We start from the raw sequence: 13,053 nt of genomic DNA, 5'->3' as shown, positions 1-13,053 counted from the left end.
AGTTGGTTTGCTAAGTGCTGCTATTGTACCCCTTGAGCCCTTAACAGGCTGTACCACCCATCAACCTTGCGGGTAACGGTAGCAGTCTTGATCGTAAAACCGTCGGGCAAAGGACGGTGCTGGATCAGCTTAACCGGCCCAATTTTGGGCAGATGGATAAACTTCCCTCGAATGCAGTCCTGCTTCATTTGGGGGAAGGTAAAGGAGCGGTACCGCCCAACACCCTTAAATCTCGGCCTTCCTGCCCGCTTGCCGTTGGAGTCACCTTTGATCCATCTATCAAAGGCCCTTTGTACCCGCCGTATGCAGTCTTGGAGCACCTAGGAATAAATCTCTCGGTATTCAGGAAACAAAGCCTTGGTATTGGGCAAGTCCCGCTGCTGCGAGTACAAGTCGGGCTGCTCCTTCAACTCAGGCAGATGACAGACCGTTAAGGAGCAAGCATGGATACCGCAGCGATTTTGCTCCCACCAGCGGAAGCGCTCCGCCAAGCGATAGTTGTACTGTTTACGCAACAACTCCAGCCACTCACCCATTAGGGCGACTTGGCTAGAAGTAGGGCGCAAGCGGTACTGGTAGGCAATTCGCACATGAGATTACGATATCTGTTCATGAGTGTCTTCGCCATTCATCCCGACTCTGACCGGCCCCCCAGTCCCCCCGTGTACGGGGGGATATAGGGGGGTACAGGGCAGGCCTTCCTGGCGAATTAGGTAAACCTTGAACGCTATGACCTCCGCTTCTGCCCCGCCAGACCTGAAAGCCCACGGCCTTTCCCCAGAGGAATACCGCCAGATCCAGCAGCAACTGGGCCGGGATCCCAACCCCACCGAGCTGGCCATGTTTGGGGTGATGTGGTCGGAGCACTGCTGCTACAAGAACTCCCGCCCTCTGCTAAAGCACTTTCCCACCACGGGCGAGCGGGTGGTGGTGGGGCCGGGGGAAAATGCCGGCGTGGTGGATCTGGGGGATGGGGACTGGCTGGCCTTTAAGATCGAGTCCCACAACCATCCTTCCGCCGTGGAACCCTTCCAGGGGGCGGCCACCGGGGTGGGGGGCATCCTGCGGGATATCTTTACCCTGGGCGCCCGCCCCATTGCGCTGTTGAACTCTTTGCGCTTTGGGCCGCTCACGGATCCCCGCAACCGCCGCCTCATGGCCAGGGTGGTGGAGGGGATCGCCCACTACGGCAACTGCGTGGGGGTGCCCACGGTGGGGGGGGAAGTGGCGGTGGATCCCTGCTACAGCGGCAACCCCCTGGTCAACGTCATGGCCCTGGGCCTGCTGGAGACGCCGGCGGTGGTGAAGTCGGCAGCGCGGGGAGTGGGCAACCCGATCTTGTACGTCGGCGCCACCACCGGCCGGGACGGGATCCGCGGGGCCAGCTTTGCCAGCGCCGAGCTCAAGGAGGACGCGCAGCAGGATCGGCCGGCGGTGCAGGTGGGGGATCCCTTTCTGGGCAAATGTCTCATCGAGGCCTGCCTGGAGGCCTTTGCCACGGGAGCGGTGGTGGCGGCCCAGGACATGGGGGCAGCCGGGATCACCTGCTCCACCGCAGAGATGGCCGCCAAAGGAGGGGTGGGGATCCGCTTTGACCTCGACCGCGTGCCGGCGCGGGAAAGCGGCATGGCGGCTTGGGAATACTTGCTCTCGGAGTCCCAGGAGCGGATGCTGCTGGTGGTGCAAAAAGGCCGCGAGGCGGAGGTAATGGAGATCTTCCATCGCTGGGGCCTGCAGGCCAGCGTGGCCGGAGAAGTCATTGCCGAGCCGCTGGTGGAGATCTGGCACCAGGGATCCTGCGTGGTGAGGGTGCCGGCGCGGGCCTTGGCGGAGGATACTCCTGTTTACGTCCGCCCCCTGTTGCCAGAGCCGCCGGAGTATGTGCAAGCGGCATGGCAATGGGATCCCGCCACTCTACCCCCCTGCGATCGCGAAGGGATTCACCTAGGTCAGGCAACGCTGGCCTGGCAAGAGGTGCTGCTGCAGCTTTTGGCCCGCCCCACCCTGGCCAGCAAAGCCTGGATCTACCGCCAGTATGACCACCAGGTGCAAAACAACACCGTCCTTTGGCCGGGACAGGGAGATGCGGCGGTTATCCGCATCCGCTCCCAAAAATTTGGCGTGGGCGAGGTGCCCCCTCTGCAGGCTGCCCGCAAAGCCATTGCCGCCACCCTAGATGGCAATGGCCGCTGGGTGTATTTGGATCCCTACGAGGGGGCCAAGGCCGCCGTGGCCGAAGCCGCCCGCAACCTCTCCTGCGTGGGGGCGGATCCCCTAGCCATAACCGACAACCTCAACTTCGGCAGCCCGGAAAACCCAGTGGTGTACTGGCAGTTGGCCCTGGCCTGTCGGGGGATTGCCGAGGCCTGCCGCGCCCTGGGCACGCCGGTTACGGGGGGGAACGTCTCCCTCTACAACGAGAAGGGATCCCAGGCCATCTACCCCACCCCCGTCATCGGCATGGTGGGCCTCATTCCGGACTTGAAATTCATCTGTGGCCAGGGGTGGCAGCAAGAAGGGGATCTCGTCTACCTCTTGGGATCCCAGGCCGTCACCAGCCTGGGCGGCAGCGAGTATTTGGCGGCAATCTACAACAAGGTCACGGGTCGTCCTGCCCCCGTGGATCTGGAGCTGGAAAAGCGCGTGCAAGGGGCCTGCCGCCACGGCATCCGCCAGGGGTGGGTGCGCTCCGCCCACGACTGCAGCGAGGGAGGGCTGGCGGTGGCCTTGGCAGAAGCCTGCCTGAGTGGGGGCCGCGGCGCCAGCGTCTCCCTAGCTCCTGGATCCCTGCGCTGGGATCAGGCCCTCTTTGGCGAGGGATCCAGCCGCATCCTCGTTTCTGTGGACCCGGCCCAGCACTCTCCTTGGGAAGCCTACTTAGAGTCGCAGCTCCCCGGCCAGTGGCAGCTTCTAGGACAGGTGGGCGGGCCTGCGGATCCGTTGGTGTTGACAACGGCAGAAGGGGATCCCCTGTTGTCAGTCTCTTTGGCCGCCCTGCAGGGTGCCTACTACAGCGCCTTTGCCGACTAGCCGCCTAGCTCCCCTCTCCCTCAGGGAGAGGGGCTGGGAGAGGGGCCGGGGGTGAGGGGGACTACCTCAAGCTGATTTTGCCTCAGACAAATTGGCCTGGATCACCTCCCGGTAGTGGGACTTGGGCTTGACACCCACCACCTGAGCCACCAGCTCCTTGTTTTTGAAAAACTGCACCGTCGGCGTGCAGGTGACCCCCCCTGCCTCGGCGATCTCCGGGTCTTTCTCGATGTCGATCTCCACCACATGCAGCTTGTCGGCAAACTCTTCGATGACCTTGTTCAAGATCAGCTTGAGGGCATGACAAGGGGCACAGGTGGGGGCGGTGTACTTGACCATCAGCAGGCGATCGCTTTCGTGGTAGAGCCGCCGCAGGGCATAGCTCCCCTCGTGGCAGGTCTGGCTGAAGTCGAGGTCATCTTGCACCTCCTGCTCAAAACTGGCCTCCTCAACAGCCGAGTCTCCCCCCGGCTCTACCTCGACAGCAGAGGCAGAAGCGGGCTCAAGATGGCTTTGAGGGACGACGTGATACTCCTGTGCCAGGCCGTGTTCGGAGAGCCAGCGCTCCGCCAGCATGGCCGCCATACAGCCGGTGCCGGCAGCGGTGATGGCCTGGCGAAACTCGTGATCCTGCACATCCCCGGCGGCAAACACGCCCTCTACACTGGTGGCTACAGATCCTGGGCGGGTGACAATGTAGCCCACTTCATCCAGTTCCAGTTGCCCTTTGAACAAGTCGGTGTTGGGCTTGTGGCCGATGGCGTAGAACAGGCCGCCCACTGCCATCTCCCGGATCTCGCCCGTCTGGTTGTTGCGCACCTTCACCCCCGTCAGGCGCAGGCCGTCGCCCAGAACCTCCACCGCCTCCGTGTGCCAGTGGACGGTAATCTTGGGGTGGTTGAGCACCCGGTCTTGCATGGCCTTGCTGGCCCGCATCTTGCCACTGCGCACCAGCATGTGGATATGGGATCCAAACTTGGTCAGGTAGGTGGCCTCCTCACAGGCGGTATCGCCGCCGCCAATGACCACCAGCTCCACCCCCCTAAACATGGGCATGGCCCCATCGCAGACGGCGCAGGCCGACATGCCCCGGTTCCAGTAGATCTCCTCTCCGGGCAAGTGCAGGCGCTTGGCCGTGGCCCCGGTGGCAATAATCAGGCTGTGGGTGCGCACTTCCCGTTCGTCAGAGCGAACCACAAAAGGCCGCTGGCTCAGATCCACAAAGGTGACGTCCTCGGGGTAAAGCTCTGCCCCCCACCGCTGCGCCTGGGCACGCATGTTTTTCATCAGTTGGGGGCCACTGATGCCCTCGGGAAAACCCGGAAAGTTCTCCACCTCGGTGGTGGTCATCAACTGCCCGCCCGGGATCCCGCCCACCTGAAACCCCTCAAACACAACCGGCTTCAGGTTGGCACGCCCGGCATAAATGGCCGCCGTAAACCCAGCAGGGCCAGAACCAATAATCACCACGTTCTCAACCCGACTTTGCTCTGTCATCCGATGTCGCTCCTTGCTGTTGCTGAAAACTAAACCAAACTCATAACGACTACGTTTTAGCCTAACACGAGCTGGTACCCTCGGCGAGGCTGGAGCTTGTTAGTCCCATTTTCGCTTTCCTCTAGCTAGGGGGACAGGGTTTTGTCTCTGTCTGGAGGACAACAGGGCAGAAACGCCTGGCTGAGAGGCGCGATGGCCAACCTCTGGAGCAGAAGGCCAAAGCCAGGGCAATTTCGTATCAGAAACTACAAAATGCTGAGATCGGCCTTTCTAGGATGGGTGAGCGCTTTTGGCCCATTCAAGTCGAAGCGTGGGGATCCCGTCTAGCTTTGATTACCCCAGTCTCAACCGCAACCCAATTAGGAGAGAGTAATGGCATCCACGCCCCAAGAAGTGCTTCAGATGATCCAGGACAACGATGTCCAGATGGTGGATCTCAAGTTTGTGGACATCTTCGGCACCTGGCAGCATGTCTCCTTCCACTCTTCAATGCTGACAGAGCAAGTTTTTAGCGAAGGGCTGCCCTTTGATGGCTCCAGCATCCGGGGCTGGAAATCCATCAACGAGTCGGACATGTACATGGTGCCAGACCCCAAAACGGCCTGGATCGACCCCTTTTTCCAAGTGCCCACCCTCAGCCTCATCTGCAACATCATCGAGCCGCGCACTGGCCAGCCCTACAGCCGTTGTCCTCGGAGCCTGGCCATGCGGGCGGTTGCCTATCTGCAGTCTACCGGCATTGCCGACACGGCTTACTTTGGCCCAGAGGCAGAGTTTTTCATTTTTGAAGATGTGCGGTTTGACCAAACCCAAAATGCCGGCTACTACTTCGTAGATTCGATTGAGGGCCGCTGGAACTCAGGCCGGGAGGAAAAAGGCGGCAACCTCGGTTACAAGCCGCGCTACAAAGAAGGCTATTTCCCCGTCCCGCCTACCGATGCTCATCAAGACCTCCGCACCGAGATGCTGCTGACGATGGCCAAGTTGGGGGTGCCTATCGAGAAGCACCACCACGAGGTGGCTACCGGCGGGCAAGGGGAGCTGGGCTACCGCTTTGCCGATCTGATCACGGCTGCCGACTACATGATGATTTACAAGTACGTGATCCGGAACGTGGCCCGCAAGCACGGCAAGACAGTGACGTTCATGCCCAAGCCCCTCTTCAATGACAACGGCAGCGGCATGCACACGCACCAGTCCCTCTGGAAAGACGGTCAGCCCCTGTTCTACCAAGAGGGCAACTATGCCGATCTCAGCGAAACGGCTCTCTACTACATCGGCGGCCTGCTCAAGCACGCCCCGGCCATCCTGGCCTTCACCAATCCCACCACCAACTCCTACAAGCGCTTGGTGCCCGGGTTTGAGGCGCCGGTAAACCTGGCCTACTCGCAGGGCAACCGCTCGGCTTCCATTCGCATTCCGGTCACGGGCAAAAATCCCAAGGCCAAGCGGCTGGAGTTTCGCTGCCCCGATGCCACCTGCAACCCCTACATCGCCTTCTCGGCCATGTTGATGGCCGGCTTGGACGGGATCAAGAACAAGATCCACCCCGGCGAGCCCCTGGACAAAGACATCTACGATCTAGAGCCAGACGAGCTGGCCAAGATCCCCTCCACGCCCGGATCCCTGCTGGATGCTTTGGAAAGCCTGCAGAAGGATCACGCTTTCTTGTTGGAGGGAGGCGTCTTTACTGAGGATCTCATCGAGGCCTATATTGAGTACAAGATCGACAACGAGATCAACCCCATTAATCTGCGGCCTCACCCCTACGAGTTTGCCCTCTATTTCGACGCCTAATCGAGGTTTTCATCTAAAGCATTAGTTCTCGACCAAGGCTTTTGAACGGGATCCCTTCTTGCTGGAGGGATCCCTTTTTTGTGCCTGCTATGGTACTCTGGGTGGGGGTGCTGAGTTTACAAACTCAGGGGGGGGTTTGGATGGGATGGCTTATAGCTCTTATTATTTGGGTCCTTATTCTCTTAGGCCTTCTGGCGCTTGTTGTCTATCTAGAGAAGCTAGCTGACTATCTAGAGAAGAAGCGTCGGGAAGCTTTGGAGCAGGTGGCCAGGAGCCTGGGCATGTCGTTTTCAGCAGAGCTACCCGAAGGGATCCGCTCCCGCTTGCTTCAGGCAGGCTTTAAACTATTTGAACAAGGCTACGATCGACGTTTCTACAACTCAATGTCCAAGCGGCTAATCGATGGAACTGAGATCGGTGCCTTTGACTATCAGTATGGGTACCCCAGCGGCAGGGGCAAGAGGCGGGCCAGGGCAGGAGCGCCCACACCCGACGATCATAGGTACCCCAGCGGCAGGGGCAAGAGTCGCAGGATTGTCTGGGGCAAGAGTCGCGGCACTCATTGCCAGTCTGTTTTCTGGGCCTATTGCGAAGACCTACGGCTACCTCATTTTCGGCTGCACCCAGAAGTTCCCTTGTTCCACGACGTTGCTAAAGCTTTTGGCATGCAGGATATCAATTTCGAGAACCATCCCGACTTTTCTCGCCGCTACCTTTTGCGCGGAGAAGATGAGGCTAAGATTCGCCTGCGCTTCCACCCCAGTTTCCTCAACTTCTTGGAGCAGCATCCTCCTTGTTGCGCTGAGGGATCCGGGCCGCAGCTTATTGTTTGGCGGGACGACCAACAGGTGAGTCCAGAAAAAATGGCAGACTGGCTGCGCTTCGGGGAAGAATGGGTGCAACGACTGCGGCTGCGTCGCGTTTAACTCTCTGGATCGTCCCTCAAGGCCACTCCCTGGGTATGATGAGAGGAAGAGTTTAAAAAACGTAACGTGTCTTCCTCATTGTCCCAGGCGGTTGTTCTCATTACAGGGGCCACAGGGGGCATTGGCAGCGCCCTTGTGCCTCTCCTGGCCCAGGCCGGAGCCCATCTAGTGCTGGCGGCGCGGCGAGAAGGGCCCCTAGCCACCTTGGCCGAGAAAGCAGTAGCCCTCGGGGCTGCTTCTGGAGTAGGGATCCCCACAGATGTAACAGACTACGCCCAGGTCGAGGCGCTGGTGACCCAAACGCTGCAGAGGCACGGGCGGATCGATGTGCTAATCAACCTCGCCGGCGCCGGCATCCTCAAACCTGCCCCGCAAATTACCCCTGTTGAGCTGGAGCGGATGCTGGCGGTCAACCTCAAGGGCAGCTTCTACACCAGCCAACTGGCGGCCAACGCCATGCGGGAGCAAAAATCCGGCCACATCCTCAACTTCCCCGGCATTCTGGGCCGCCACCCCATGGCCATGGCCTCTGCCTACTGTGCTGCCAAGTTTGGCGTGGTCGGTTTTACCAAGTGCATGGCTGACGAGCTGAAGCGCTTTGGGGTACGCTTTACTCTGTTTTACTTTGGCGGCATCGACTCCCCCTTCTGGGATCCCATCAGCCTCAAGGTGCAGCGGGACAAAATGCTCAGCCCTGCCACGGCTGCCGAGGCGATTCGCTTTGTCCTGACGATGCCTGCCAATGCCGTGCCCAACGAGGTGGTGTTGCAGCCGGAAAGCCACCAGTTTCTCTAAGGCTTGCCGAGTTCTGGAAGAAATCCCTGCTGCAGGATCCAGAGCTGGCACAAGTCGGTATTGCCAGCGGGAACTTCCCCAGGCAAGAGAGGGTGGGTTGGGGCTGGCCAGATCTCCTTGCGGCCCTTTGGGCAGATTGCCTCCATAATCAGGAAGACGTCCAGCCGGGGGCCTAGCCGATGGAGGCCATACGCTCACTTGTGCAAGAGGAGCCCATCCTCTCCTTTGCTCTGTTGCTGGGGGTGATCCTGGTGGTGCCGCCGCTATTTGAGCGGCTGCGCCTGCCGGGGTTGGTGGGCCTTTTGGTGGCGGGGATCGCCCTGGGTCCTCAGGGACTGAACCTGTTGACTTCAGAGCTGCCGACGGTGCAGTTGCTCTCGGAGATCGGCGTGGTCTATTTGCTGTTTGTGGCCGGGCTGGAGATCGACCTGGAGCAATTTCGGCAGACCCGCAACCGCTCTGCCACCTTTGGCTTGTTGACCTTTGCCATTCCCCTAACCGTGGGCACCGCCATTGGGCGGCTGTTTGGCTTTGGCTGGAACGCGGCCATCCTGCTGGGATCCCTGTTTGCCTCCCACACCCCCCTGGGCTACCCCATCGTCAGCCGCTACGGTCTGGTGAAAAACGAGGCGGTGCTGGTCACCATCGGCGGCACCATCTTCACCGACATTGCCGCGCTGCTGGTCTTGGCGGTCTGTGTCGGCATCCACGGCGGCGAGTTTTCCCTCTGGAGCTTGGTGCGGCTGCTGGGATCCCTGCTGCTGTATGCGGCTGCTGTGCTGTTTGGGGTGGACTGGCTGGGGCAGCGGTTTTTTCGGGTCACCGGCAGCGAAGAGGGCAACCAATTTTTGTTTGTGCTGCTGGCTCTGTTTGTGGCGGCTCTGGGGGCGCAGTGGATTGGGGTAGAGAAGATCATCGGCGCCTTTCTGGCGGGGCTGGCCGTGAACGATGTGCTGCGGGAGGGCTCTGTCAAAGAAAAGATCGTCTTTGTCGGCAGCATCTTGTTCATCCCCGTCTTCTTTGTGGATATAGGGCTGTTGCTTGATCTACGCGCTTTTTTGCAGACCCTTAGCTCCCTTTGGCTGCTGTTGAGTATCCTGCTGGGGCTGGGCCTCAGCAAGTACGCTGCTGCCCAACTCTGTCAGTGGCTCTACCGCTACACCCCGACCCAAAAGCTGATGATGTGGTCGCTCTCCTTGCCCCAGGTGGCGGCTACCTTGGCGGCAACCCTGGTGGGGTACCGCGTGGGGTTGCTCAATGCAGACGTGCTCAACAGCGTGGTGGTGTTGATGTTGGTAACGGCCACCCTGGGCCCAATTTTGACCAGTCGGGCGGCCACGCAAATGGCTATGGAGGAGGAACAGAGTCGGTTCCCATCTCCACCAGGAGTCGCTCCCGCCTCCGCAGCGCCGCCTCCCCAGCCCTACGTGGTCGTGGTGCCGCTGGCCAATCCCGAAACCGAGGAAAACCTGCTGGAGATGGCCTGCCTCCTGGCCAAGCAGGAGGGCGGGCGGGTGGTTCCCCTCTCGGTGGCGACCGGCCACCTGCACATGGACTCTCCCTTGCTGCAAACTTCCCTGGAGCACGGAGACCACCTCCTCAAGCGGGCGACGGAGTTTTGTCGGCCCTTTGGGGTGGAGGTCACCCCTCTCTGCCGCATCGACAGCCACGTGGCCCAGGGGATCAGCCACGCCAGCCGTGAGCAGAACGCCAGCCTCATCGTCATGGGCTGGAGCGATCCCACCCGCTTACAGGCCCGCCTCTTTGGCAGCGTCATCAACAGCGTCCTCTGGGCTGCCCATTGCCCAGTTGCCGTAGCACGCCTGCTCCATCCCCCCCACAAGCTGCGGCGGATCCTGGTGGTGCTGGAAAACTTTCGCTCGCAGACGGCTCGGGCGGTGCGCCTAGCCCAGATCTTGGCCGCCGCCAGCCAGGGAGAAGTTACCTTGCTTCACATCTGCTTCGCCAGCACCCCCGAAAGCGATCGCCAGTGGCTGGAGGCGCAGCTTTTATCCCTAGCCCAACAGCCAGACTTGGGCTACCCCGTCCAGGTCAAGGTCTTGGCCAGTGACGAGGTCGTCAAAACCCTCTTGCAGGAGGCCCAAGGATTTGACCTGGTGGTGCTGCCCTCTTTTCGTCGGCGCAACCCCAGCGGGAGCCTATCCTTCAGCGACACGACCACTCGCCTCCTAGAACGCCTCACCTGCTCTCTGATCATGCTCGGAGAGCCACTGTAAACTGCTCTTCCAAGGGTAGGCCCTGAGGTGGGACTCGATGTATTTGCCTAGTTTCGGCAACAGGGATGTGGTAGCGATAGCTGCTAGCGGGCTTAGAAATGCTGATGGGTGTGGGGGTGCTGCTTGATGTTGTCGGCATCCCTCACTTCCATTGCCGCATTGAGAATCCGCCGCGGCTCAGCGCTGAAATGGAGCTTGAACACCCCCCTCTCTGGCGTGCAGACCTGGTGCAGAGGGATGTGACGAAATTGGGGCTTGCTGCGGTACGTACGGGCCGCCGCTTGTAGCCGCTCCACAAAATCTTCTCCCAGCACCACCCCTGGCGGGAAAACATCGGCGGGCAAAGTCGGGATCCCGTTGTCGACAACTTCTGCGTAAGTAGTGGCGTAGAGAAGGCAGTAGGAAGTGCTGCGGCGCTCTTGGGCCAGGCAATCCAGGGCGGCGGCGGGAACCGGCTCGGCCACCAACACCTCCCTGAGGCGACCGTCCTCATCCCGTTGGAAGCAAGAGGCCACTCCCAGAACTACATAGTCCAGCCCCTGGACGGTGCCTGAGCTGAGGTGAGTTTGTGCCGTATCCGCCATCGCTGCCCTCTCCGCGTTGCTGGTTGAACTTTCTTGACCTCAGGTAAGTGCCGGGATCCCATGACAAGACCCGTGGTCCTCACCTTAGCAACAACTTCAGGGTTGGACACCTTGCTCTGGGCAAGCCCAGCCCGCAGTTACCTGGGCCTAAAACTCCTGCCGCGCTTCTAGGGCACGGGCCAGGGTAACCTCGTCGGCATACTCCAACTCGGATCCCATGGGCAGGCCAAAGGCCAGACGGGTCATGCGCAGGCCGGGGGCAACCGGCTTCAGGTAATCTTTAACCACGTGCATAGTGACCTCCCCCTCCACGCTAGGGCTGAGGGCGAAGATCAGCTCTTGGGGCTTCTCCCGCGCCACCCGGGCCACCAGCTCGCGGATGCGCAACTGCTCGGCCCCGATCCCGTTCATGGGCGAGATCAGACCCCCCAAAACGTGGTAAAGGCCCTTGAACTCGCGGGTGCGCTCCATGGCGATGAGATCCTTGACATCGGCCACTACGCACCAGGTCGACGGATCCCTCTGCGGCGAGCGACAGATCTCGCAGGGATCCTCCGCCGACCAGTTAAAACAGATGGAGCAATGCTTAACGGTTTGCTTAGCCTCCAGCAGGGCTTTGGCCAGGGCCTCGACCTCGCCAGCAGGCCGGTTGAGCAAGTGCAAGGCCAGGCGCTGAGCTGTTTTGGAGCCAATGCCGGGCAGGCGCTGCAGCTCCTCGATCAGGCGAGCCAAAGGGCGAGTGTACATAGGAAGCCAGGCTGGCCGGGATCAGCCCAACCCCAACCCCGGCAGGCTGATGTTTCCGGTCAGCTCCTCCATGCGCTTGCGCATCGTCTCGGCGGACTGAGTGTAGGCGTTCACCATCGCCGTCAGGAGCAAGTCCTCCACCACATCCACCGGCTCCTGGAGCACTTGGGGATCCAGAGAGACCTTGAGGGGCTCCTGGTTGCCGTTCACTGTCACCTTCACTAGCCCATTGCCGGCCTCGCCGACGATCTCCATTTCTTCTAGCTCTTTTTGCAGCCTTTGAGCGCCGTCGCGCACCTCTTGGGCCTTCTTGAGGGCTTCTTGGATTTTGCCGAAGGGACCAAAGCCTCGGGTCATGGGATCCTCTTCTAGACACTGCTGTTCTACTCTACCCCTTTCCTCTTGTCGGTAAAAGTACCCGCCAAGCTGGAAACCCAGGTCAGATCGGCCTTTTTAGCCTGGGGTTAACCCTGACGAATTATCCTCAACAGAGAGGGCAAAAGCGTCCCCTGCCTGGAGGTGTCATGGCTCAACTGTTGCAGGATCCGCAGTCGCTAGCCGCCCAGCCCAGCCCCGTGCGCCAAAAGGCTTCTCCCTTGTCCTGGCGGCGCTGGATCCCGGAGCGCTGGTATGTTCACCTAGGCCTGTGGCTGGCCTGTTTGGCGCTGGGGTTTCCGGTGCTGTATGCGCTGATCGTGAGCACCCAAAACAATGCCGAGGTATTTCGCTATCAATTGACCTTTGGCTCCTCGTTGGCCTTTAACTGGCAGCAGGTGATGGTGGCGCGTCACCTAGGCCATTACATGGTCAACAGCGCCATCGTGGCCACGGCCATCACGGTGGGCAAAACGGTTTTGTCACTATTGGCGGGGCTGGCCTTTGTCTACTTTCGCTTTCCGGGCAAGGGGCTGGCCTTCGGCTTTGTGCTCATTACCCTGATGATGCCCACAGAAATTCTGATCATCGCTCTGCTGCGGCTGGTCACCAACCTGGGCTGGGGATCCACCTACTACGCCCTGATCGTGCCCTTTCTGGCCAGCGCCACCTCGACGTTTTTGTTTCGCCAACATTTTTCCAACATCCCCCGCGAGCTGGCGGAGGCGGCTCAACTGGACGGGGCCAACCCGCTGCAGTTTCTCACCCAGGTGCTGATCCCCCTGAGCTGGAACGCCATCGGAGCCCAGGCGGTGATTCACTTCGTCTACGCTTGGAATATGTACCTGTGGCCCCGCTTGATCGTGCAAGGCCGGGAGCGGCAGGTGGTGCAGGTGGGGCTGCAATCCCTGCTCAACCTGGATAGTTCCGCCTCCTATGGCCCCATGATGCTGGGGGCGATCATCGCCAGTATTCCGCCGCTGGTGGTGTTCATTGCCCTGCAAAAGCCTTTCATGAGCGGCCTGGCCCTCAGCCGCGACAAGTAAGTTAGCGAGATCCTCATCC

The 13,053-nt window shown here is 60.5% G+C and carries 11 protein-coding genes; 6 read left to right on the top strand and 5 right to left on the bottom strand.

Going from position 1 to position 13,053, the window contains the following annotated elements:
* Positions 1-320: 320 nt before the first annotated feature.
* The gene (locus GG26_RS02295; protein ID WP_414388696.1) at positions 321-590 is read right to left on the bottom strand and encodes a helix-turn-helix domain-containing protein; all 270 of its coding nucleotides are present in this window, start codon (positions 588-590) and stop codon (positions 321-323) included.
* Between the two features lie 139 nt (positions 591-729).
* On the opposite strand from GG26_RS02295, the gene purL reads away from it, so the two are divergent.
* Positions 730-3,030 carry a phosphoribosylformylglycinamidine synthase subunit PurL gene (purL, locus tag GG26_RS02290; RefSeq protein WP_414388694.1) on the top strand — a complete coding sequence of 767 codons (2,301 nt, stop codon included), beginning with the start codon at positions 730-732 and terminating at the stop codon, positions 3,028-3,030.
* Between the two features lie 66 nt (positions 3,031-3,096).
* Here purL and trxB read toward each other — a convergent pair whose 3' ends face one another.
* Complete coding sequence (gene trxB / locus GG26_RS02285; protein WP_414388692.1) at positions 3,097-4,527, bottom strand: thioredoxin-disulfide reductase; 1,431 nt, start codon at positions 4,525-4,527, stop codon at positions 3,097-3,099.
* A gap of 372 nt (positions 4,528-4,899) precedes the next feature.
* On the opposite strand from trxB, the gene glnA reads away from it, so the two are divergent.
* The 4 genes from glnA to GG26_RS02265 all read left to right on the top strand — a co-directional run bounded on the left by glnA (position 4,900) and on the right by GG26_RS02265 (position 10,282).
* Positions 4,900-6,324 (top strand): type I glutamate--ammonia ligase, encoded by a 1,425-nt coding sequence (gene glnA / locus GG26_RS02280; protein WP_414388690.1) that lies wholly within the window; start codon positions 4,900-4,902, stop codon positions 6,322-6,324.
* 281 nt (positions 6,325-6,605) lie between these two features.
* Positions 6,606-7,250 (top strand): hypothetical protein, encoded by a 645-nt coding sequence (locus GG26_RS02275; protein ID WP_414388688.1) that lies wholly within the window; start codon positions 6,606-6,608, stop codon positions 7,248-7,250.
* A 66-nt stretch (positions 7,251-7,316) separates the two neighbouring features.
* Positions 7,317-8,045 (top strand): SDR family oxidoreductase, encoded by a 729-nt coding sequence (locus GG26_RS02270; protein WP_414388686.1) that lies wholly within the window; start codon positions 7,317-7,319, stop codon positions 8,043-8,045.
* 179 nt (positions 8,046-8,224) lie between these two features.
* Entirely contained in the window at positions 8,225-10,282 is a 2,058-nt protein-coding gene (locus tag GG26_RS02265; RefSeq protein ID WP_011430215.1) for a cation:proton antiporter, read from the top strand.
* Positions 10,283-10,374: 92 nt separating this feature from the next.
* On the opposite strand, the gene GG26_RS02260 is transcribed toward GG26_RS02265, so the two are convergent.
* The 3 genes from GG26_RS02260 to GG26_RS02250 form a co-directional block, all read right to left on the bottom strand.
* A complete protein-coding gene (locus GG26_RS02260; RefSeq protein WP_011430216.1) occupies positions 10,375-10,866 on the bottom strand; it encodes a hypothetical protein in 492 nt (163 codons plus the stop codon).
* A gap of 147 nt (positions 10,867-11,013) precedes the next feature.
* Positions 11,014-11,613 carry a recombination mediator RecR gene (gene recR / locus GG26_RS02255; RefSeq protein ID WP_011430217.1) on the bottom strand — a complete coding sequence of 200 codons (600 nt, stop codon included), beginning with the start codon at positions 11,611-11,613 and terminating at the stop codon, positions 11,014-11,016.
* A gap of 21 nt (positions 11,614-11,634) precedes the next feature.
* Entirely contained in the window at positions 11,635-11,970 is a 336-nt protein-coding gene (locus GG26_RS02250; RefSeq protein WP_011430218.1) for a YbaB/EbfC family nucleoid-associated protein, read from the bottom strand.
* A 167-nt stretch (positions 11,971-12,137) separates the two neighbouring features.
* Here GG26_RS02250 and GG26_RS02245 point away from each other — a divergent pair, with 167 nt between their 5' ends.
* Positions 12,138-13,034 carry a carbohydrate ABC transporter permease gene (locus GG26_RS02245; protein WP_099812146.1) on the top strand — a complete coding sequence of 299 codons (897 nt, stop codon included), beginning with the start codon at positions 12,138-12,140 and terminating at the stop codon, positions 13,032-13,034.
* The last annotated feature ends 19 nt before the right edge of the window (positions 13,035-13,053 follow it).

Origin of the sequence: Synechococcus sp. 'PEA 65AY6A-5F PE A' (assembly GCF_047462575.1) — a bacterium.
Classification (GTDB): domain Bacteria; phylum Cyanobacteriota; class Cyanobacteriia; order Thermostichales; family Thermostichaceae; genus Thermostichus.
This window is presented reverse-complemented; position numbering and strand designations above follow the sequence as displayed.

What these genes read in the sequence shown, in the direction of transcription:
- purL (WP_414388694.1), top strand. Translation starts at nt 730, where the DNA reads ATGACCTCCGCTTCTGCCCCGCCAGACCTGAAAGCCCACGGCCTTTCC.
- trxB (WP_414388692.1), bottom strand. Translation starts at nt 4,527, where the DNA reads ATGACAGAGCAAAGTCGGGTTGAGAACGTGGTGATTATTGGTTCTGGC.
- glnA (WP_414388690.1), top strand. Translation starts at nt 4,900, where the DNA reads ATGGCATCCACGCCCCAAGAAGTGCTTCAGATGATCCAGGACAACGAT.
- GG26_RS02275 (WP_414388688.1), top strand. Translation starts at nt 6,606, where the DNA reads ATGTCGTTTTCAGCAGAGCTACCCGAAGGGATCCGCTCCCGCTTGCTT.
- GG26_RS02265 (WP_011430215.1), top strand. Translation starts at nt 8,225, where the DNA reads ATGGAGGCCATACGCTCACTTGTGCAAGAGGAGCCCATCCTCTCCTTT.
- GG26_RS02260 (WP_011430216.1), bottom strand. Translation starts at nt 10,866, where the DNA reads ATGGCGGATACGGCACAAACTCACCTCAGCTCAGGCACCGTCCAGGGG.
- recR (WP_011430217.1), bottom strand. Translation starts at nt 11,613, where the DNA reads ATGTACACTCGCCCTTTGGCTCGCCTGATCGAGGAGCTGCAGCGCCTG.
- GG26_RS02250 (WP_011430218.1), bottom strand. Translation starts at nt 11,970, where the DNA reads ATGACCCGAGGCTTTGGTCCCTTCGGCAAAATCCAAGAAGCCCTCAAG.
- GG26_RS02245 (WP_099812146.1), top strand. Translation starts at nt 12,138, where the DNA reads ATGGCTCAACTGTTGCAGGATCCGCAGTCGCTAGCCGCCCAGCCCAGC.